Origin of the sequence: Desulfovibrio piger ATCC 29098 (genome assembly GCF_000156375.1) — a bacterium.
Lineage (GTDB): Bacteria > Desulfobacterota > Desulfovibrionia > Desulfovibrionales > Desulfovibrionaceae > Desulfovibrio > Desulfovibrio piger.
In genome coordinates this window covers 1-19,693 of sequence record NZ_DS996361.1, presented here as the reverse complement: position 1 = coordinate 19,693, position 19,693 = coordinate 1, and the positions used below count along the sequence as shown (strand labels likewise).

The following is a 19,693-nucleotide window of genomic DNA, read 5'->3' as shown; positions in this document are numbered from 1 at the left end:
GCCGGCGCCGGACGGGGCCGGGCCTGCTTGGGACCGGGCCGCAGGGGCACATCATTGACGGCAGGGGCCGCAGGCTGTTCCACAGCCGCCTTGCCGCTGGCGATCCGGGTGCAGCGGCCCGCCATGTCCCGCAGCGCGGCGGAACCGGCATGGACGGTGGCCAGGGCCTTGCTGTCCTGCTGCAGGCGGCGGCCCACCCACTGGGCCACGAACAGCAGGCTGTCGTCATCAAGGGCCGCACCGGCATGGCGGCGGATGTCGCCCACCAGGGAATGCTGGGCTGCCGTGCGGGCATCCATGGCCTGACGGTAACGGCCCGTGATGTCGTCCACCCGCAGCTGGGCCGTGGCGATGGCGGCGGCATCGTTACGCTGCCGGGCCTCGTCCAGCTCGAACACCGTGCTGGCCATGCGGCTGTAGATATCCAGCGATTCCTGCAACAGGCGCTCGCTCTCGGCCAGCCGTGCGCCCAGATCCGGGACGGCGGCCACACCGTCCAGGGCAGCGGCCCAGGCGTTCAGGCGCCCGGCAAGGGCCATGTGCAGCTGGCGCTTCTGCAAATCGCTCCAGTTGCGTTCCGTGCACTGGCGGTCAAGGCTGTCCAGGAAGCGGTCGGCATAGATGGTGTACAGGCTGCGCAGCATGTCGGGATGGAAGGCATAGCGCAGCACCGCGGCGCGGCTGCCGCCGGCCAGGCCCGTCAGCTTGACGCCGTATCGCTGATTGAGGGAGAGCAGGCTCAGATCGAGACCGCTGCCCTGGAAGCGTTCCAGCACATGTCCGGCAAGATCATCCACGAAAGCGGGCTGCACGCGGCTGTCCGCGGGGTACTGGCGTTTTGGCGCCTCCTGTCCTGCCGGGACAGGCACGACGGCCCCGGGAGACACGAAGTCCGTCCTGACCAGGGCACTGACCGTCCCCTGTACCGTGGGCCCGGCCAGCGTGCCCGGCTCCGTGGCGGGCGTGGCCACCGAAGGCGGGGGCGGCGGAGGCGTCTCGCGCAACAGGTTCATGAGAGGCGCCAGGGCCGTGCCTTCCAGCCTGGCATCCAGCCAGGTCACGGCATCCTTGCGCCAGGCATCGCGGGTGGCATCGTCACGGGTCAGCCACACGGCGGCTCCGGCCACCAGCAAAAGGGCCAGCAGGGCCAGGCAGCCCAGCTTGTGCCCGCCGCGCGACGTCTTGGGGGCAGGCAGATCATCCAGCCGTCCGCCGGACGGGGACGCGGAGGCAGGGGTAGCGAACCGGTTCTGTGCCGGTGCCTTGGTTTCCAGTTTCATGCGGGACCTCCGGGCGGCAGGAAGGCACGCCCATAAAAACTCGCTGCCGACGGCTCGGCAGGCTGTGGGCATGCTAGCATCACGACACACTGCTGTGAAGGCATTTTGCGGGCCCCGGCCCGGCGGGCCGGGTGCGCTTGCGGCCCTGCGCGGCCCGAAGTTTTTGTCCTTGAGGATGCATCCCTTTTCCGGGAGGGCCAGTCTGAAACAAGAATCGTGCCAACCACCTGTTTTTCCGAAAAAACACCGTCCTCGCGCGGCAGGCACGGAGGCCCCGGCAGCCGCACCGGCAGCGGAAAAAAAGCATTTCCCTCTGTTGACGCCCCCTTCCGCCATGCTAATCACGACCCCCTACTAACAATGGGCAGCCGGTCGCCAAAGGCACGGCTGCCGCTTTCACCTTTTAACCGGAATAGCCGCAGAGGGAGCGGATACTATGCCGAATTACGTTTACTTTCTCCTTGCCGTAGCCGGCCTCATCGTGAGCTACATCATCTACGGTTCCATCGTCGCTAAAATCTTCGGTGCGGATGAAAACCGTCCCACCCCCGCCAAGACCATGGCCGACGGCGTCGACTACGTCGAAATGCCCATGTGGAAGGTCTGGCTCATCCAGCTGCTGAACATCGCCGGTGTGGGCCCCGTCTTCGGTCCCATCCTGGGCGCCCTGTACGGCCCCAGCGCCCTGCTGTGGATCGTCATCGGCACCATCTTTGCCGGTGCCGTGCATGACTACTTCTCCGGCATGCTCTCCGTGCGTTACAAGGGTGCCAACGTGCCCACCATCGTGGGTTACAACCTGGGCAACGTGGCCAAGCAGGTGATGCGCGTGTTCGCCGTCATCCTGCTGCTGCTCGTGGGCGTGGTCTTCGTGGCCGCCCCCGCCGGCCTGCTGGCCAAGCTGACCCCCGACTACATGGACCAGATGTTCTGGGTGGCCGTCATCTTCGCCTACTACTTCCTGGCCACCATCCTGCCCATCGACAAGATCATCGGCCGCCTCTATCCCCTGTTCGGCGCCGTGCTGATCATCATGGCCGTGGGCATGACCGTGACCATGTTCACCAACGGTTGCGAATTCTACAACTGGGCCTCCTTCCCCAATAACCATCCCCAGCAGCTGCCCATCTTCCCGCTGGTGTTCATCACCATCGCCTGCGGCGCCCTGTCCGGCTTCCACGCCACCCAGTCGCCCCTGATGTCCCGCTGTCTGTCCAACGAAAAGCAGGGCAAGGCCGTGTTCTACGGCGGTATGGTGGCTGAAGGCTTCATCGGCCTCGTGTGGGCCACCGTGGGCATGACCTTCTACACCAGCCCCGAAGCCCTGGCCGCTGCCGGTGGTCCCGCCAACGTGGTCAACGAGACCGCCCGCGCCCTCATGGGCCCCGTCGGTGGCGTGCTGGCCATCCTGGGCGTGGTGGCCCTGCCCGTCACCTCCGGTGACACGGCCTTCCGCGCCGCCCGCCTGACCATCGCCGAAATGTTCAACTTCAAGCAGTCCGCCATCCCGGCCCGTCTGGCCATCGCCATCCCGATCTTCGCCATCGGCGTGGTGCTGAACTTCGTGGACTTCAACGTGATCTGGCGTTACTTCGGCTTCGCCAACCAGGCCCTGGCCGCCATCATGCTCTGGGCCTCCGGCGCCTACCTGTACCGCAAGCATCGCCTGCACTGGATCTGCACCGTGCCCGCCACCTTCATGACGGCCGTGTGCATCTCCTACATCTGCTATGAGCCCAAGATGGGCTTTGGCATGGGCATCCAGATCGCCGACATCATCGGCGTGATCGTGGCCGTCGTCAGCCTGGTCGCCTTCCTGGCTCTGGCCCGCAAGCCCATCGCCGGTGCTCCCAGCATCGACGAAGTGTAGCGCTCCGCCGCTCCATAGCCACGCACAAGGGCAGGGATCTTCCCTGCCCTTTTTTTTCGTGCCGCCGGTAGGGCGCGCTCCGGCCCGACCGCCCGGCATTGCGCCGTGCCCGGAGGCAGCGTATAACCCTGCTGTCCGGCCGCTTGTGTCCCACGGCCGTCAGACCGCCATCACAGAACAGGAGATATCCATGCGTACCCCCAACATCCTGACCATTGCCGGTTCCGATTCCGGCGGCGGTGCCGGCATCCAGGCCGACCTCAAGACCATCATGGCCCTGGACGGCTACGGCATGAGCGTCATCACGGCCCTGACCGCCCAGAACGGTCTGGGCGTCACCGGCATCCACGCGCCCGAGCCCGAATTCGTCGTGCTGCAGCTGCGCGCCGTGCTGGACGGCTTTCCCGTGCACGCCGCCAAGACCGGCATGCTGTTCTCGGCCGGCATCATCAACGCCCTGGCCGATGCCCTGCGCGACCGCAGCTTCCCGCTGGTGGTGGACCCCGTTTCCGTGAGCCAGAGCGGCAGCCACCTGCTGCGTGAAGATGCCGTGGAGGCCCTCAAGGAACGCATGATCCCCGGCTGCGACCTGCTGACCCCCAACCGTCCCGAAGCCGAGATGCTCACCGGCATGACCATCAGCAGCGCCGATGACGCCGCCGCCGCCGGTGAAGCGCTCATCAGGATGGGCGCCAAGGCCGTGCTCATCAAGGGCGGTCATATGGAAAGCTCCATCGTGGTCACGGACTGCCTCTGCCAGGCCGGGCAGGCCCCCAAGTTCCTGCCCCAGCCCAAGGTGGAGACCACCAACAACCACGGCACCGGCTGCACCCTGTCGGCCGCCATCGCCACCGGCCTCGGCCACGGCCTGCCCCTGCAGGTGGCCGTGACCCGCGCCCAGGAATTCCTCAACCTTGCCCTGCGCAAGAGCTACGCGCCCGGCAAGGGCTGCGGGCCCGTCAACCACGCCGCCCGCCGCTAGGCATCATTGCAAGACCGATCGGGGGAGATGGCTGCGGGAAGGGGAGATCTGTGCATGACACAAGAGGGGCCCTTCCCCGGCCCCTTGTCCTCTCCCGGACATGCTCCGCCCCCAAAACGCGTTCCGGCAACGGCCCCGACAGGCAATGGCCTTCCGCCACGGTAGGGACATGGGGAAATGCCCTTCCCCGTTCCTAGGCCCAAAAATCGCGGACGCCGGTTCCCCCCTGCGGGAAACGCCTTTCGTCCAGCCCCTGCGCGTCACCATGCCGGATGGCGGCCCCGCAGCCGCCCCGCATTCCTCCACTTCAACCCCAGAGCCTCCATGCCGGACACTTCTTCCACCATGCGCCTCAGGCTGTTGCTGGCCTATGACGGCAGCCGTTACTGCGGCTGGCAGATCCAGGACATCCCCACCCCGCCGCCCACCGTGCAGGCCGCCGTGGAAGCCGCCGTGGGCCGTATCGCCGGACGGCCCGTGCGTGTGTTCGGCTCCGGCCGTACCGATGCGGGCGTCCATGCCCACGGTCAGGTGGCCCACTGCGACGTGCCCCGCCGCCCTGGCCTGGACTGGCGCCACGCCCTCAACGCCCTGCTGCCCGCGGACGTGCGCGTCCTATACTGGCAGGAGGCCGCTCCCGACTTCCACGCCCGCATCAGCGCCCTGCGCAAGACCTATGTGTATGATTTCTGGCAGGAGAAAGGCTTCGTCCCGCCCCGGCTGGCGCCCTTCGTCTGGCGCAGCGGCCCTCTGGATGCCGAAGCCATGCGCGCGGCCCTGCCCTTTTTGCTGGGCAGGCACGACTTCGCCAGCTTCCAGAACGCCGGGACCGAGATGGAAAGCACCGTGCGCGAGCTCCAGGCCGCCACGCTGACGGAACTGCCGCCCGTGGAGTTTATGCCGCCCTGTCTGCCCTGCCTGCGCCTGACCGTCACGGCCAACGGTTTTTTGAAGCAGATGGTCCGCAACATGGCCGGACTGCTGGCCGCCTACGGCCGCCACAAGCTGCGCCCCGACCAGATCCCCGCCATCCTCGAGGCCGCCGACCGCCGCGCCCTGCCCAGCCCCACGGCCCCGCCGCAGGGCCTGGCCCTGGCCCATGTGGAATACCCGGACTAAGCCCTGTCTGCATCCCGAAGATATGAAGACCACCCGCTGCGGGTGGTCTTTTGTTGCGTCCGCTCATGCCCGGCAGACAGGCACGATAACGGTCTGCCATTCCCCGTTCCGGGAAAAGCCTGCTCTATTTTCCACTATCTGGAATGATATGCTGTTATCCTAGAAAGGCATCATGCCGTTCTTCATGCCCGACGGGCCCGAGAGCGGGCAATGGTCGTTCCCCAGAAAACAGACGCGGCAGGGGCGCGTCCCCTTTGCCAGCCGCTTTTCCCGCAACCTGTCTCCATCGTGTCGCGTCCGGAAAAGGCCGGGGCTCCGCACCAACAAAAAAGGACGCCCCGCAGTCAGCAGGACGTCCTCCTTCACTAGCAGTCTCCCGCAAGGGGAGGGCCGGTTCCAGCGGCTATCTGGATGCCGCATCCCGCCTGTTATGGGCTTCCACGAACGCATTATAGGCCTCCTGGGCCTCCTGCAGCACCAGATTGAGCTGGCGGCGCGTCGCATTGCTGAACGCGTCTTCCTGCCCCTGGGCCACGGTGCGGGGGAAGAGGTCGGCCTTGTCCAGAAAAGCCTGCCAGAGGCGCCGCTCTTCTTCCGTCATGCCCCGGGTGTGGCCACGGGCCGCGGCCAGGGCATCTTCCATCTCCTTGCGCCAGCCCGCCACGGCCACGGTATCGGGATTGCCCTCGCGCAGCAGGAGGCCGCCCAGCAGGAAACGGCTGAACAGGAAACGGGCCGAGCTGATGGCCTCTTTCAGCGGGTTGCCCTGAAGCAGCACGTCCTCGGCCTGACGGCTGCGGTCACGCACCAGCACCAGCAGGGCATCACGGGCTTTGGAGAACTCATTGTGCGCATCCTGCAGGCGGCGCAGCAGCTTCTTGCCCTGCGCTCCGTCATCCACGATGCTGTCGTCCAGGGCGTACTTGCGGAACGCCGTGACCAGCTTTTCCATACCGGTCAGCGTCCGCCGCATGGTGGCCATCAGATCCCGCAAACGGGCGGCGTCGGCCTCGCCCCACACGGCCTTTTCCACAGCGGGCCTGTCGTCCAGCTCCGCAGGGCGCTGGGGTTCCTTGCCCAGCAGCCAGGTACGCATGTAGTCCTCGGCCTGCCGCAGCAGATGACCGGCATGGATGCCCGCCACATCGGCCCAGCGCCAGATGGCATTGCCCGCATCCAGCACCCTGCCGGCAGCCTCCACTTCCTCGGCCGGGGCCGGAGCTTCCGGCGCGTGCAGCCCGGCGGCGGCCTTCGTCACCACGGCGGAGGCGGTCTCCTTGTCCAGCCTGGCTTTGGGAGCGCTCTCCTCCTGACAGGCGCACAGGCCGAAAGCCAGAGCCATGAGACACACCAGCCACAGGAAACGAACAGGACGCCGCATCATTCCACATGCTCCGCGATCCAGGCGTCGAGCCCGGTCAGATCAGACCCCCAGGGGAAATCCCCGCCCCTGAGCTCCGGCCCGGTGCCGTAGAACAGGGTGCCCACCTCCTCGGCGGCATTGCGGTCCGTGGAGGCATCGCCCACCATGAGCACCTCGTCAGGCAGGACACAGGCCTTGTCCACGATCATGGCCAGCAGTTTGGCCTTGGACGGCGGCGAGCCGTAGATGCCCGTGAAGCAGCTGTCCAGGCCGCGTTCCTTGAGGATGAAGTTCAATTCCTCGTGCGGTGCGCCGGAACAGACATAAAGGGGCAGTTTGCCCCGCCAGTGTTCCAGCACCGGCGCGATACCGGGGATGAGCTCGCAGCGGCGCACCTCATCCAGAGCGTATTCGGCAAAGCGCCTGCCCCACTCCTCGGACTCGGCGGGCGTGATCTCCCTGTCCAGGATCTCGCGGAAGAACCATTCGAATTTTTTGTAACGGCTCACGCCGCCATGCACGGTATGGAACATGACGAAACGGTCGCGGGCCTCCTCGCCGTAGGGCTCGGCCAGACGGGCAAAGGCGCGCGTCTTGACGGGCACGCTGTCGAGGATCACGCCGTCACAGTCGAAAACAAGACATTTCAGGGCCATGCAGACTCCTTGTTCGCGCCGTCAGGGACGACGCCGTACAGGAAGGATACGAAAACAGGCCCGCGCCCCGCCGCCCGAGCGGACGAAGCCTTGCGGGCCGGAGCCGGAAGGCGGCACAGGCCGCCTGCCGGGCAGGAAAAATGCCGGCCATGCGGGAACGCCATACGCTCCCGCCCCGGAGCTACGATCGTTCCGGACATGCGTCGCGGTCGCGGTGGCCGATGGGACGTGCCGGGACACCGCCCACGATGGTGAAAGGGGCCACATCGCGGGTGACCACGGCACCCGCGCCCACCACGGCGCCCCGGCCGATGCGCACGTCGGGCGTGATGACGCAGTTGGCCCCGATCCAGACATCGTCCCCGATGACGATCTCGCCCGGATGGTGCCCCTGCTGCAGGATGGGCACATCGTGCCGCGAAAAACAGTGGTTGGCGGCCCGCAGCACCGTGCCGGGGCCCACGGCCACATGCCTGCCCATGACGATGCGCCCGCCATCGGCCGCCACATGGGCATAGGGCGAGATGGACACGCGGTCGCCCAGGACCAGTTCGCCGTCCCCGGCCGTGATGATGCAGCCCCGCCCCAGCCGGACGGCATCGCCCAGCCGCATGTGACGGCAGCCCACGAAGCTCAGGCCCGTGCCGAAGCGTACCGAACCGCAGCGGTCAAAGAGCCAGCGCCAGGCCAGGCCAGCCAGCGCAGGGCCAGTCCCAGCGGCGTGGGTATCCAGGCGAAGCAGGCTATCCAGAGCTCTTCCCAGGCGGCCCGGAGGCGGGACAGCGGCCCCATCTACTTCGCGTACTCCCGCATGAGGACATCCCCTTCCATGAGCCGCGTCACGCGGGCCAGATCTTCGGGGGTATCCACGCTCCAGGTGCGGGCATCGGTGGGCACCATGCGGACTTTTTCCCCGTGTTCGAGGATGCGCATCATGTCCACGGACTCGCAGATCTCCAGCGGGCTCTCCTCCATCTCGTTGAAGCGGATCAGGTAGTCCCGGCGGAAGGGGATGATGCAGACCTGCTTGCGCATGGGCACCTTGTCGGCCCCTTTCTTGCGGGAAGGGATGGGCTCGCGCGAGAAGTAGAGGGCATCATTGTTGCGGTCCACCACGACCTTCACTTCGTTGGGGTCCTCGAACTCTTCCAGGGTATCCATATCGGCCATGAGGTTGACCACGTTGATGGAAGGATCCTTGAGCATGGGTTCCACAGCGGCGTCGATCATGCCGGGCAGCACCATGGGCTCGTCCCCCTGCACCATGACCACGATGTCGGCCTTCCGGCCCGTGGCCGCCTCGATCTTGAGCAGGGCCTCGGCCGTGCGGGTGGAGCAGCGCACATGGTGGTCACCGGTCATGACGCACGCAAGGCTCGCCTCCTTGCAGTAGTCCTCGATGACCGTGTCGCAGGTGGCCACATAGGTGGCGGAAAGGCAGCGGCTCATGGCCGTGCGGAAGGCCACATGGCCCACCATGGGCACGCCGTGGATCAGGGCCAGAGGTTTGCCGGGAAAGCGGCTGGAGCCCATGCGGGCGGGGATGATGGCGATGATGTTCATAACTTCTCCCTGGGCAGGGACTGCCCGGCAAGGGGATGACGGGAAGACGGGCGCGGTCTCCGGCGGACGCTCCGCAGCCGGGGCGGACCTTGCGCCGCAGGGGAAAAGACCGAAGGACCGGAGCGCACACGGATGACGCCGACAGGCAGGCCCCGCGAACCATGCGGGCCTCAGTCGTCGGTGGACACCAGATAACCGCCCTGGCTCTGCAGTTCCGGGTGGATCTGGCGGTGTTCCTCTTCCATGACGCGCAGGATGCCCTGCCCCAGGTCGACGGTCAGCGGCGGCACCAGCTTGCGGCCCATCCGGGGCATGAAGGCATAGGGCGTCACCTGATAATGACCGCTGTTGGGGTCGTTCTGGTATCTGATCTCCAGCTCCTTGCCCAGCATCTCGCCGATCATCCTGAACAGGTCGGCCACGCGCATGGGCTGGTTGCCGGAGATGATGATGTTCTGGTTGGCGAACTCCGGCCCCAGGACATGCAGGGTGGCCGAGGAGGCATCGTCCACGTGCACGTATTCGCGCAGGGCCGTGGGCGTCCCGTAATAGGTGATGCTGCCCGTGGTCAGGGCCTCGTGCACGAAGCGGTGGATGGCATTGCGCATGTCGGCGCGGGGGCCGTACAGGGAACCGTAGCGCAGGATGGTGTACGGCAGGCCGTACATGGCCTGGTAGTTCTCGATATAGATCTCGCAGGCCTGCTTGCTGCAGCGGTAGAAGCCGCCGGACTTGCCGTAGACATAGAGCGAGCTGGCAAAGATGTAGCGCCCGGTACCGGCCCGGCGGCAGGCCTCCAGGACCATGACGTTGCCCACCACGTTGAGGCGGGCCGTATCCACGGGGCGCTCGTTGGCTTCGCCGATGTCGGCGATGCCCGCGTAATTGAAGACCACCTCGGCCCCTTCCACGGCGGCCTGCACGCAGTCCTCGTCCAGGATACTGCCCACCACCATCTTCTGGTCGTCGCGCAGCCAGGGAGAAGGACGCACGTCCACGATGGTCACGTCGTGTCCGGCATCGGAGAGCTTGTCACAGATATGCGATCCCAAAAAACCGGAACCGCCGAAAACGGTCACCTTCACGGCCTTCCTCCCGATGCCCGCCCTACACCCCGGCGGGCCGTGCGGCCGCCTGCCAGAGGAAGACCGAATCGATACCGTAGGCGATGAAGCGGCTGCCCGCCGCCACCTGACGGCGCAGCTCCCCGGGGTCGGGCTGCACCACATGCAGGCCCATGCGGGCATGATGGCGCCGGCAGGCCTCGTGGATGCGGGCCATGACGGCCCTGAAATCAGGATGGTCGAACTGCCCCGTCAGGCCCATGGAACCGGAAAGGTCATAGGGGCCCACCATGATGGCGTCCAGACGCGGCTGGGAAAGGATGGCGTCCAGATCCTCCACGGCGCGGATGTGTTCTATCTGGGCCACCAGGAAGAGCCGGGGCGCGGTGTCCCGCATGTAGGCATCGAAATCCTTGCCGAAGGCATTGGCCCGGCAAAAGCCCACGCCGCGGTTCTCGCGCAGGGGGTCGCCGTCCCGGCGGCCGTCGTCATGGCCGGGATAGGTGGCCCAGCTGATGGCCTGGTCCAGCTGCTCACGGCTCTCGATCATGGGAAAGATCAGGCCCTGCGCGCCCGCCTCCAGCGCGGCCTTGATGGCTGTCTTGGACGCCACGGGCAAGCGGGCGAAAGGTGCGGCCCCGCCGCACTGGATGGCACGGAAGATGTCGGGCAGGCCGGTGCGGCCGAAGGAACCGTGCTCCATGTCCACAGCCACCCAGTCATAGCCGGCACGGGCCATCAGTTCCGCCACATCGGCGGAAGGCAGTTGCAGCCAGGTGCCGATGGTGGGTTCATCCTTTGCCAGTTTGGCGCGAATATCATGAATATCCATAGGAAACGGCTTGCCGCCGCCGGGCTTGGGTTATGCCGAAAGGCCCGGTCAGCATAGCGCGAGGCCGCACAGGGCGCAAGCTGGCCCCGGAGGAGGAAAGGGAGGCATAAAAAAACCCGCCCGGAACCGGGCGGGGGAGCGCCGGGCCTTGAGGAGGAAGGGCCACGGCTGCGTGGTGCGCTCTAGAAGCATGCGTCGCCAGTGATGAAAAATGCGGCACGGAGTCTGGCGGGCCGTGCCGCACTGGAGAAAATACTGTTTGACCAAACAAACAGCCACGCACGACACGAGATTACGCAGAGCCTGCTCTGCCGTCAAGTGTTTGCTCCAAAATTCACGAAGATTTTTCTCCATGGATTCTGGCATGGGGCCATCCGTTGGGCTGGCTATTTTTTATGAAATTTTTTATGAAAAATCCATCTTTTTTTTGAAGAAAAAACGGCTTTTTTGATCCCCATCCAACTTGCTGGATTTTTAGATCTTTTTTCTCAAAAATCCTCAAAATCCCTGCCGGGGAGGCAAATTTATTTTTTCTTCAAACTTTTGTTGCTGTCGCAACTAGCACGGAAAATGGTCACTGTACAGGGAAATATGGCAGCCTTTGCCGTTATGTTACTTTTTTCACAACATACAAGGTCATCCAGCGGATGACAAGTCCCCTGCCCTGACCTATACTGCCCATGCTGCGCCCCGTATCCGGAGCGCCTGCCTTGAACACAATCATTCCTGTCATAAAGGAGTCATCCCATGAAAGAGATCAGAGCTGCCGCGCGCGAGCGCATGAAGGGTCACTGCCGCGTTTGCCCCGTTTGCGATGGCAAGGCCTGCTCCGGTGAAGTGCCCGGTATGGGCGGTCTGGGCACCGGTGCCAGCTTCCGCAACAACCGCGAGGCCCTCAATGCCTGCAAACTCAACATGACGGCCCTGCACGACGCCCGCGAGCCCCGCACCAACTGCACCATCCTGGGCATCGACCTGAGCTTCCCCGTCATGGCGGCCCCCATCGGCGGCGTCTCTTTCAACATGAGCGATGCCATGAGCGAAGACGACTACATCTTCGCCATCCTGGAAGGCAGCCGCGCCGCCGGTGTCATCGGCTGTACCGGTGACGGCGTGCCGCCCTTCATCATCGACGCCGCCGTCAAGGCCCTGAAGGCCTGCAACGGTCACGGCATCCCCTTCATCAAGCCCTGGGAAGGCAAGGAACTGTTCGAAAAGATCGACCGCGTGCTGGCCGACGGCAGCCCCATCCTGGGCGTGGACGTGGACGCCGCCGGTCTCATCACCCTGCGCAAGATGGGCCGCCCGGTCATGCCCATGTCCGTGACGGAACTGGAGACCGTGGTGCGCTATGTGCATGACATGGGCCGCAAGTTCATCGTCAAGGGCATCATGACCCCCGACGACGCCCATCGCGCCATCGACGCCGGCTGCGACGCCATCGTGGTCTCCAACCACGGCGGCCGCGTGCTGGACCACTGCCCCGGCACCGCCACCGTGCTGCCCGCCATCGCCGATGCCGTGCGCGGCAAGATCACCATCCTGGCCGACGGCGCCGTGCGTGACGGCGTGGACGTGCTCAAGATGCTGGCCCTGGGCGCCGACGCCGTTCTGGTGGGCCGCCCGCTCTGCATCGCGGCCATCGGCGGCGGTGTGGAAGGCGTGACCAAGTACTGGCAGCAGATGCAGGGCCAGCTGGTGCAGGCCATGCTGCTCACCGGCTGCGCTTCCCTGGCCGACGTGCGCGAACACATCATCTATCGCGGCTAGTTTTTGACGCATCCCCGGGAGGGGCCACGGCCCCTCCCTTCTTTCTTTCGCCCCGGCAGGCCCCCGGCACCGGCGGCCTCCCCTGCCTGCCCCTGCGGCAGGTTCTTTTTTTCAAAGGACATCATCATGCAGTTTTCCGTGGATACCGACCGCTGTGTCTCCTGCGGCCTGTGCCTTTCCGACTGTCTGCCCCGCGCGCTGGGCATGGACGAGGAAGGACACCCCTACATCAAGGACGAACGCCTGTGCATGCACTGCCACCACTGCCTGGCCCTCTGCCCCACAGGCGCCATCAGCGTGGACGGGCACAATCCTGACGCCTCCCGCCGTCTCCTCAATGCCTGGCCCCAGCCCGAACAGCTGGAGAATCTCATCAAGGGCCGCCGCTCCGTGCGCCAGTACCGGCCGGAAAACGTGGACCCGGCCCTGCTGCAGCAGGTGCTGGACGTGAGCGCCCACGCCCCCACCGGCGTCAATGCCCGTAAGCTCTGGGTGGGCGTCATGGACGACATGGACCGCATGCAGGCCTTCCGTGAGGAAGTCTATGCCCGCCTGGCGGACAAGGCCCTGCACAATGCCCTGCCCCAGTGCCACCGCACGGCTTTCTTTGCCGCAGCACCGCGCCTGTGGAAGGAACAGGGCATCGACGGCATCTTCCGCGGCGCGCCCCACTTCGTGCTGGTGGGCAATGCCAAGGACGCTCCCTGTCAGGAACAGGATCCGCTCATCTACCTTTCGTACATGGAGCTCTATGCCCAAAGCCTGGGCCTGGGCACCACCTGGTGCGGCCTGCTCTACTGGTGCCTGCAGCTCATGCTGCCCGAGCTCCTGCCCGAGCTGGGCCTGCCCGAGACCCACAGCTTCCAGTATGCCATGCTGCTGGGCGAGCCTGCCATCCGCTACGCACGTACGGTGGAATACGGCCCGGCCACGGTGCATCGCATCCAGTGGAAGTAACGCTTTTCCAGCCTGCCGGGCGGAGGGACCTCTCCGCCCGGTGATGACGGACGGCGGCATGCGGACGTTTTCGCACGGCCGCCGTCTCTTTATCCGGCCCCGCCGCCATGATCGCCCGCCTCCGGGCCCTCCGGCGGCGTTGACCTGGACGCGGCTTTCCTGCACCATCTTGACAGCAAGGCCTTCAAAGAATATTTTGCCAAATGACCAAATAAAGGGACAGCATGCAGCACAACAAAGAATTCATCGCGGCACAGGCCCGGATCTTCAAAGCCCTGGGACACCCCAGCCGTCTGCTGATGGTCGATGCCCTGCGCGACGGTGAAAAATGCGTCTGCGACCTGCAGGCCCTGGTGGGGGACGACATGTCCACCATCTCCAAGCATCTGGCTGTCCTGCGTGACGCCGGTGTGGTCACCCGGCGCAAGCAGGGCGTGAACATCTATTACAGCCTTGCCCTCTGCTGCCTGGACCAGTTCCTGACCTGTACCGGCCAGCTGCTGGAAAAACGCATCCTGAGCCAGATGGACATGCTGCGGAACAAATAGGCAGGCCCGCTGCGGCGGGATTTTTTTACCCTCAAATTTGGCAATTTTGCCAATAAGGAATATTTATGGCAGACACTCCTTCCTCACCGCGCCCCTTCTCCGCCCCGCGCTATGCCCTGACCCTGCTGGCCGTACTGCTGGCCTGGACGGGCCTGTACGTGTCCATCCAGCCGCTGGCCACCTGGCTGACCTTCGACCTGCTCTCCCTGACGCCCGGCGGTGCTCCGGGCCTGGCCCTGGAATTCTTCCTCTATGACAGCGCCAAGATCCTGCTCCTGCTGGTGCTGATGGTCTATTGCATCGGCTGGCTGCGGGCCGGGCTGCATGTGGAGCGGGTACGCGACTATCTGTCCGGCAAGGGCCGGGGCATCGGCTATCTGCTGGGGGCCACGTTCGGCGCCATCACGCCTTTCTGTTCCTGCTCCAGCATCCCCCTCTTCCTGGGCTTCACCATGGCCCGCATCCCGCTGGGCATCACCATGGCCTTCCTCATCACCTCGCCGCTCATCAACGAGATCGCCGTGGTCCTGCTCTGGGGCCTGCTGGGCTGGAAGTTCACCGTGGTCTATGTGGTCGTCGGCATGGCGGCGGGCATGCTGGGCGGCTGGCTGCTGGACCTGCTCCGCGCCGAACGCTGGTTGCAGCCCTTCCTGCGCGGCATGCTGGGTGTCTCCGGCCAGGCGGCACGGGACGAGCGCAGCACCCGTCTGGGACTGGAAGAACGGCACCGTTTCGCCTGGGACGAGATGACGGGCATCTTCCGCCGCGTCTGGCGCTGGGTCATCATCGGCGTGGGCCTGGGGGCTCTCCTGCACGGCTTCGTACCGCAGGACTGGTTCGCCGCCCATCTGGGCCAGGGGCAGTGGTGGTCCGTCCCGGTGGCCGTCCTGGTGGGCATCCCCCTGTACAGCAACGTCACGGGCGTGGTGCCCATCATGGAGAGCCTGCTGCTCAAGGGCCTGCCCGTAGGTACCACCCTGGCCTTCTGCATGAGCACGGTGGCCGCCAGCCTGCCCGAGATGCTCATGCTCAAGCAAGTCATGCGCTGGCAGCTGCTGGCCCTTTTCCTGGGCCTGTTGCTGGTCATCTTCACCCTGGTGGGCTGGCTGTTCAACAGCCTGCAGCTCACGCTGTTCTAAAATAGAACGGGCCCGTGCCACGCGGTACGGGCCCCTCGTTCCGGCATCGCAACGGTCAGGCAGGGTAAGGCATGGGGCGCACACGTCCTTCCCGCATCACAGCGGAGGGCAGCCCCACGCATCCCGCCCTGCCGCTTCCCCTCAATATCCTGCCAAAGGAGACAGCATCATGATCATCAAAGTCCTTGGTCCCGGTTGCTCCAAATGTGTCGAAGCGTACGAGATCGTCAGCAAGGCGGTGGCCGCTTCCGGCAGTGACGCCACGGTGGAAAAAATCACCGACCTGCGGGAGATCATGGCCCTGGGCGTGCTGGCCACCCCTGCGGTGGTCATCGATGGCGGCATCATGTGCACGGGGCGCGTCCCCAGCGCGGAAGAAGTCCGGGGCTGGCTCGGCGCCTAACCATCCGGGGGCACGCCATACCACGGAAAATGACGGTCGCGCAGTACCGGCGATGCCTGGTCTGCGCGGCCTGTGCTGCAAACGCGCCAAGATGCCGGGCCGGAGAGCGGGCCATTCCTGTCTTCTGCCTGATGCCCATGCCCGGCCTGCCTTTCTCTCCGTTCCATCCGGCCAGGTCCCTGTCCCCACGCCTGGGACCGGCAGCCATGATAAAAGAGGACGTTCTTTCCCGCTTCCCGGCCTTGCAAGAGTGGCAAGTCCCCCGGCCCGCACCCGGCCTCTCCTCTCCCCCGTGCTCCAGACATCCTCATTCCCTGCCGTCCCGGACAGGGAACAGCCAATGCCGCAGGCCATTGCCCCAGCCGCGGAAGCCGTCTATGCTGACGGCAAACATCATGGGAGGTCATCCATGCCCCAACTGCGTCTCCTGCTTTGCTGTCTGGCCCTGCTCTTCCTGGCTGCTCCGGCCATGGCCGAAGAAGATGAACTGGCCCCGGGTTTCGATCGCTGCATGGAACAAAGCGGTGGCGTCACCATGGAAATGATGGGCTGCTTCCAGCATGCCTACGACTACTGGGACGCCCGGCTCAACGCCAATTACAAAAAAGCCCGTCAGGCCTGCCAAAACTCCAGTGATCCCAAGGGCTGGTCAGACAAACTGCTCAAGGGACAGCGAGCCTGGGTCCAGTACAAGGAGCTTTTTGCCGATCTGGTGCAGCTGCCCAACGAAGGCGGCAGCATGGCCCGTCTGAGCGCCATGAGTTTCTTGACCGGAGAGACCCGCAAGCAGGCCCTGCTGCTGGAACAGCTGGCCATAGAATAAGGGACATCTGGGCCCCGATGTCCGGCAAAGGCGCTGGTCCGCCCTGATGGAGACCGACGTCCTACCTCCATAGCTGATCCTGCGGGCAGGCCCGCTCCCCCCTTTCGGCACCGTCTGCGATCTTCTCGGCCGCAGCATCCCTTCAGCTGTGCCGGACCCCCTGCACAGCAGCAACGCCCTTTCGTGACACGTTTCAAGGCCTCTGCCCGTGTAGAGGCCTTTTTTATGTCTCCAGCCAAGGACGCTCTTCCTCTTGCCCGCTTCCTGCCTTCTCCGCGTCCTTGCCGGCGAGATGCAGCATCCCCGTACAGCCCCCGTCATCCGCCCCTCCAATAAGGGGAAAAATCGCTCCTTCCGAAACAAAAAATCCCCTGCCGCCAAAGCGACAGGGGATAAAGGGGCGAACCGCTTATGGCCCGTTAGACCATGCGGGAGATGATGTCCATGCGTTCACCGCGCAGCAGGGCGATGGGCGGCACTTCGATGAGCGTATGGCAGCCGGCCTGCAGGCGGGTCGCGGCGCGAGCGCAGGAGACCAGCACCTGAGCGGTCAGGGCCGGGTTGTTGATGCGCATGTCGAACTTGAGGATCTGGTTGTCGGTCATGCCGGAGGCACCGGTGCGCTCCATGAGCACGCCGTGGGACTGGTCGGCCACGAAGGCCAGTTCTTCACGGTCACGGCACTGGCGCACGTCCAGCGGATCGTGGGCGAAGTAATCGTCGGCCTTGATGCGGGCCGTCACGTCAGCCAAGTTTTCACCTTCTTCCAGCACCACGTAGACTAGGCGCGAATGACGGCCGCCACCCACGGGGATGGTGATGGACACGGCATCGGCCACGCCCTTGATGGCGCGGGCGGCCACGGAATGGCCCATGGAACGGCCACGGCCGAAGTTGGTGAAGGTGGTGCCGCGGGGCACCATGGCTTCGAACAGGGCACGCAGCACGGAGTCCGTGCCGGGGTCCCAGCCGGCAGCCGTGATGCTGACGCTGTTACCGGCCTTGGCGGCGGCATCCAGACGGGCCACGGTGGCGGGGATCTCGGTGTGGATGTCGAAGCTGTCCACACAATTGTAACCCTGCTTCAGAAAAGCTTCCGCCGTTTCCGGGATGCTGCGCGAAGGTCCGCACAGGGCGATGACGTCAGGGCGGCCCTGGGCAGCTTCCAGGCTGGCCAGATCGGCAAATTCGGGCAGGCCACGCAGGGCATGGCTCTGCGTGCCCAGGGATTCGGCACGGCGGATCACGCCGAGGCACTGGCAATCAGGGGCGGCAAGGGCCGCTTCCACCACACGGGTACCGATATTGCCGAGACTGTGGACGGCGAGAGTAAACTTTTTCATATGCATTCCTTTGGCAAAAAACCGGGAGCGGCCTCCTGGCCACTCGCAAGACATTCCTGACTTGGTCAGTAGGCCATTTTTTTAGATGTAAGTGCCGCCCGTCGTCAAGGGCAAGGCGGGCTCCTGCCCGGTGCTTTGCCAGAAGCAACGCCGTCCGCAGGCAGGACGCATCCGGCCAAGTGGGACAGAAGCACAACGGCACGCCACACGGCGTCCTGCCCCAGGTCTCGTCCCGATTGGCAAGGGCCACAAAGAGTGCGCCCCTATCTCCGCATAACTGTTTGTTTTTTTCAAAAGGTAGCCAATGGTTGCCCTATTGCAACTATTGGTTGGTGGCCTGCAACCAATGTTACCAGCTATAACGAAAGTCCCATATGGGGATAACCGACAGCCAGTCTGTCCAACGTATCGAGGTGCCTATGAAAAAGCTCTCCCTGTTGCTGGCCTGTGCCCTGCTCTGCGGCACGGCCTCTCTCGCGGCCGCTGCCTGCTCCCCTGAAGAAGCCCAGAAGAAGGCCAACGAATTCGCCACGGCCATCCAGAAAAAGGCACAGGCCGATCCCAAGGGCTACGCCGAGATCATGCAGGAACTGCAGCCTCAGCTGACGGAGCTGCAACAGAAACAGGATCTGGAACGGCTTTGCCAGTTCTATGATGCCGCCCTGGAAAAACTGAACTAGCCGTCTGCTGCAAGGGGCGGGAGTGCCCGCCCCTTGTACTCCCTCTGGAAATTCCCTAGCCTCCATCCATGACAGAGAAGATGACAGAAGGAAGGATCCGACTTGGACAGGAGATCCTGCGCCGACGCAAAGCCATGGGCATGACACAGGAAGAACTGGCCTCCCGCATGGGCGTTTCCCGCCAGTCCGTCGCCAAATGGGAAACAGGCCAGTCATCCCCGGACATAGACCGCCTGTCCCTGCTGCGGGACGTGCTGCAGACGAGCCTCGACGAGCTCATCGTGCCGGCAGGCAGGGACCCCATCCCCGCTCCTGCCCCTCCTGCGGAAGACAGCGTGCGCCCGGCACAGGCCGGACCTGTGCGTACCTTCCGGCTCCTTCCCCTGATCCTGGGCACGCTGCTGTTTTGCTGCGGCCTGGGCGGACTGGCGGCCCTGTGGATCTTCTCGCGCCTGCATCCGGTCCGGCTCGCGGACTGGGATGGTTCTCTGCACACGGGGCTGGAAGGGTACCTCATGGCGACCGGCCTTTGGCCTGTCCTGCTGCTGGCCTGCATCCTGCTCGGCTGCGGCAGTCTTACGCTGCTTTACCTGTGGGGCACACGCAGGAAAGATGCCTGACCTGTGGGTCTCGGACTGCTCAAGCGACACCGTTTCGTCTTCACCGCAAGATGAAGAAGCTAAGGGGCGCCCCGCAGGAACCAGACAATGCCCTCTTGGCCTCTGTTCTCCATCCCCATTCCTTCCCGGCTCGGGAAGACCACCCCACGGCAGTCCCCCTGCCCTTTCTCCGTACGCAGCCATCTTCCAGGCTGGAGGGTACTCCCTCCCGGCATGAATCACCTGTGCCGCACGAGCAGGAAGTTCCCTCCCTCCTCTCAGCCCACTGAATTTTTCAACGCCAAAGGCCTGTAACGTACTCCCGAACAGGCGGAGGCCGTCCCGACGAACGCCCAGTATACGCATCAGGATACACAGCGATAGAGGCCTTGACCCTCGATGCAAAGAAACAGGCACCACAAACTGACAAAATAAAATACTTGTCGAAGCTGGTGTACCGCGTAGCCCCCCTTTATCCTTGCACAGGCCCACCGACAAAAGTTTTTGGAAGGGAGGGACACGGGGAGGGAAACCTTTTTGGAAAAAGGTTCTCCCTCCCCGCAAACTTTTCCACCAAAACAAAAAAATCCCCGGCTGTAGCGGGGACGATCAGAATCACATGCAGGGCGAGAAATCTTTCGTAGCACGCCGTGGCGCACCACAGGGGAAAAAACATAAAAAAAGACCCCCTCGCGCTGTGAG

The 19,693-nt window shown here is 64.7% G+C and carries 19 protein-coding genes; 11 read left to right on the top strand and 8 right to left on the bottom strand.

Annotation, left to right across the window (positions count from 1 at the left end; translation table 11 throughout):
- A partial coding sequence (locus tag DESPIG_RS14145) for a hypothetical protein (RefSeq protein WP_006009073.1) occupies positions 1-1,280 on the bottom strand: 1,280 nt, incomplete at its 3' end.
- A 436-nt stretch (positions 1,281-1,716) separates the two neighbouring features.
- Here DESPIG_RS14145 and DESPIG_RS11810 point away from each other — a divergent pair.
- From DESPIG_RS11810 to truA, 3 genes are all read left to right on the top strand, one after another.
- A complete protein-coding gene (locus DESPIG_RS11810) occupies positions 1,717-3,150 on the top strand; it encodes a carbon starvation CstA family protein (protein WP_006009070.1) in 1,434 nt (477 codons plus the stop codon).
- A 190-nt stretch (positions 3,151-3,340) separates the two neighbouring features.
- Positions 3,341-4,132 (top strand): bifunctional hydroxymethylpyrimidine kinase/phosphomethylpyrimidine kinase, encoded by a 792-nt coding sequence (gene thiD, locus DESPIG_RS11805; RefSeq protein ID WP_040370139.1) that lies wholly within the window; start codon positions 3,341-3,343, stop codon positions 4,130-4,132.
- Between the two features lie 324 nt (positions 4,133-4,456).
- Positions 4,457-5,251, top strand: coding sequence for a tRNA pseudouridine(38-40) synthase TruA (gene truA / locus DESPIG_RS11800; RefSeq protein ID WP_006009066.1), 795 nt, complete (start codon positions 4,457-4,459; stop codon positions 5,249-5,251).
- Positions 5,252-5,654: 403 nt separating this feature from the next.
- On the opposite strand, the gene DESPIG_RS13000 is transcribed toward truA, so the two are convergent.
- The 6 genes from DESPIG_RS13000 to DESPIG_RS11770 form a co-directional block, all read right to left on the bottom strand.
- Positions 5,655-6,593 carry a hypothetical protein gene (locus DESPIG_RS13000; protein WP_147588965.1) on the bottom strand — a complete coding sequence of 313 codons (939 nt, stop codon included), beginning with the start codon at positions 6,591-6,593 and terminating at the stop codon, positions 5,655-5,657.
- Between the two features lie 38 nt (positions 6,594-6,631).
- Entirely contained in the window at positions 6,632-7,270 is a 639-nt protein-coding gene (locus DESPIG_RS11790) for an HAD family hydrolase (protein ID WP_006009060.1), read from the bottom strand.
- A 181-nt stretch (positions 7,271-7,451) separates the two neighbouring features.
- Positions 7,452-7,883, bottom strand: coding sequence for an acyltransferase (locus tag DESPIG_RS11785; RefSeq protein WP_006009057.1), 432 nt, complete (start codon positions 7,881-7,883; stop codon positions 7,452-7,454).
- 179 nt (positions 7,884-8,062) lie between these two features.
- Entirely contained in the window at positions 8,063-8,833 is a 771-nt protein-coding gene (locus tag DESPIG_RS11780; RefSeq protein WP_006009053.1) for a 3-deoxy-manno-octulosonate cytidylyltransferase, read from the bottom strand.
- A 170-nt stretch (positions 8,834-9,003) separates the two neighbouring features.
- Complete coding sequence (locus tag DESPIG_RS11775; protein ID WP_006009051.1) at positions 9,004-9,918, bottom strand: NAD-dependent epimerase/dehydratase family protein; 915 nt, start codon at positions 9,916-9,918, stop codon at positions 9,004-9,006.
- A gap of 22 nt (positions 9,919-9,940) precedes the next feature.
- Positions 9,941-10,729 carry an HpcH/HpaI aldolase family protein gene (locus DESPIG_RS11770; RefSeq protein ID WP_006009049.1) on the bottom strand — a complete coding sequence of 263 codons (789 nt, stop codon included), beginning with the start codon at positions 10,727-10,729 and terminating at the stop codon, positions 9,941-9,943.
- A gap of 747 nt (positions 10,730-11,476) precedes the next feature.
- Between DESPIG_RS11770 and DESPIG_RS11765 the strand changes: the two genes are divergently transcribed.
- The 6 genes from DESPIG_RS11765 (at position 11,477) to DESPIG_RS14140 (ending at position 16,369) form a co-directional block, all read left to right on the top strand.
- Positions 11,477-12,499 (top strand): alpha-hydroxy-acid oxidizing protein, encoded by a 1,023-nt coding sequence (locus DESPIG_RS11765; RefSeq protein ID WP_006009040.1) that lies wholly within the window; start codon positions 11,477-11,479, stop codon positions 12,497-12,499.
- Between the two features lie 126 nt (positions 12,500-12,625).
- Positions 12,626-13,456, top strand: coding sequence for a nitroreductase family protein (locus DESPIG_RS11760; protein WP_006009036.1), 831 nt, complete (start codon positions 12,626-12,628; stop codon positions 13,454-13,456).
- A 224-nt stretch (positions 13,457-13,680) separates the two neighbouring features.
- Entirely contained in the window at positions 13,681-14,004 is a 324-nt protein-coding gene (locus DESPIG_RS11755; protein ID WP_006009032.1) for an ArsR/SmtB family transcription factor, read from the top strand.
- 65 nt (positions 14,005-14,069) lie between these two features.
- Complete coding sequence (locus DESPIG_RS11750; RefSeq protein ID WP_006009029.1) at positions 14,070-15,143, top strand: permease; 1,074 nt, start codon at positions 14,070-14,072, stop codon at positions 15,141-15,143.
- Between the two features lie 169 nt (positions 15,144-15,312).
- A complete protein-coding gene (locus DESPIG_RS11745; protein ID WP_006009027.1) occupies positions 15,313-15,546 on the top strand; it encodes a thioredoxin family protein in 234 nt (77 codons plus the stop codon).
- Between the two features lie 409 nt (positions 15,547-15,955).
- Positions 15,956-16,369: a lysozyme inhibitor LprI family protein gene (locus tag DESPIG_RS14140; protein WP_050760343.1), complete on the top strand. Its 414-nt coding sequence runs from the start codon at positions 15,956-15,958 to the stop codon at positions 16,367-16,369.
- 419 nt (positions 16,370-16,788) lie between these two features.
- Here DESPIG_RS14140 and DESPIG_RS11735 read toward each other — a convergent pair whose 3' ends face one another.
- The gene (locus DESPIG_RS11735) at positions 16,789-17,712 is read right to left on the bottom strand and encodes a diaminopimelate dehydrogenase (protein WP_040370137.1); all 924 of its coding nucleotides are present in this window, start codon (positions 17,710-17,712) and stop codon (positions 16,789-16,791) included.
- A gap of 419 nt (positions 17,713-18,131) precedes the next feature.
- Here DESPIG_RS11735 and DESPIG_RS11730 point away from each other — a divergent pair, with 419 nt between their 5' ends.
- Both DESPIG_RS11730 and DESPIG_RS12990 read left to right on the top strand, forming a co-directional pair.
- On the top strand, positions 18,132-18,392 hold the full coding sequence (locus DESPIG_RS11730) for a hypothetical protein (protein WP_040370135.1): 261 nt from the start codon (positions 18,132-18,134) through the stop codon (positions 18,390-18,392).
- 68 nt (positions 18,393-18,460) lie between these two features.
- Entirely contained in the window at positions 18,461-19,012 is a 552-nt protein-coding gene (locus DESPIG_RS12990; RefSeq protein ID WP_006009017.1) for a helix-turn-helix domain-containing protein, read from the top strand.
- The last annotated feature ends 681 nt before the right edge of the window (positions 19,013-19,693 follow it).

What these genes read in the sequence shown, in the direction of transcription:
- DESPIG_RS11760 (WP_006009036.1), top strand. Translation starts at nt 12,626, where the DNA reads ATGCAGTTTTCCGTGGATACCGACCGCTGTGTCTCCTGCGGCCTGTGC.
- truA (WP_006009066.1), top strand. Translation starts at nt 4,457, where the DNA reads ATGCCGGACACTTCTTCCACCATGCGCCTCAGGCTGTTGCTGGCCTAT.
- DESPIG_RS11745 (WP_006009027.1), top strand. Translation starts at nt 15,313, where the DNA reads ATGATCATCAAAGTCCTTGGTCCCGGTTGCTCCAAATGTGTCGAAGCG.
- DESPIG_RS14140 (WP_050760343.1), top strand. Translation starts at nt 15,956, where the DNA reads ATGCCCCAACTGCGTCTCCTGCTTTGCTGTCTGGCCCTGCTCTTCCTG.
- DESPIG_RS11755 (WP_006009032.1), top strand. Translation starts at nt 13,681, where the DNA reads ATGCAGCACAACAAAGAATTCATCGCGGCACAGGCCCGGATCTTCAAA.
- DESPIG_RS11765 (WP_006009040.1), top strand. Translation starts at nt 11,477, where the DNA reads ATGAAAGAGATCAGAGCTGCCGCGCGCGAGCGCATGAAGGGTCACTGC.
- DESPIG_RS11785 (WP_006009057.1), bottom strand. Translation starts at nt 7,883, where the DNA reads ATGCGGCTGGGCGATGCCGTCCGGCTGGGGCGGGGCTGCATCATCACG.
- thiD (WP_040370139.1), top strand. Translation starts at nt 3,341, where the DNA reads ATGCGTACCCCCAACATCCTGACCATTGCCGGTTCCGATTCCGGCGGC.
- DESPIG_RS11730 (WP_040370135.1), top strand. Translation starts at nt 18,132, where the DNA reads ATGAAAAAGCTCTCCCTGTTGCTGGCCTGTGCCCTGCTCTGCGGCACG.
- DESPIG_RS12990 (WP_006009017.1), top strand. Translation starts at nt 18,461, where the DNA reads ATGACAGAGAAGATGACAGAAGGAAGGATCCGACTTGGACAGGAGATC.
- DESPIG_RS11735 (WP_040370137.1), bottom strand. Translation starts at nt 17,712, where the DNA reads ATGAAAAAGTTTACTCTCGCCGTCCACAGTCTCGGCAATATCGGTACC.
- DESPIG_RS11790 (WP_006009060.1), bottom strand. Translation starts at nt 7,270, where the DNA reads ATGGCCCTGAAATGTCTTGTTTTCGACTGTGACGGCGTGATCCTCGAC.
- DESPIG_RS11750 (WP_006009029.1), top strand. Translation starts at nt 14,070, where the DNA reads ATGGCAGACACTCCTTCCTCACCGCGCCCCTTCTCCGCCCCGCGCTAT.
- DESPIG_RS11780 (WP_006009053.1), bottom strand. Translation starts at nt 8,833, where the DNA reads ATGAACATCATCGCCATCATCCCCGCCCGCATGGGCTCCAGCCGCTTT.
- DESPIG_RS13000 (WP_147588965.1), bottom strand. Translation starts at nt 6,593, where the DNA reads ATGGCTCTGGCTTTCGGCCTGTGCGCCTGTCAGGAGGAGAGCGCTCCC.
- DESPIG_RS11770 (WP_006009049.1), bottom strand. Translation starts at nt 10,729, where the DNA reads ATGGATATTCATGATATTCGCGCCAAACTGGCAAAGGATGAACCCACC.
- DESPIG_RS11810 (WP_006009070.1), top strand. Translation starts at nt 1,717, where the DNA reads ATGCCGAATTACGTTTACTTTCTCCTTGCCGTAGCCGGCCTCATCGTG.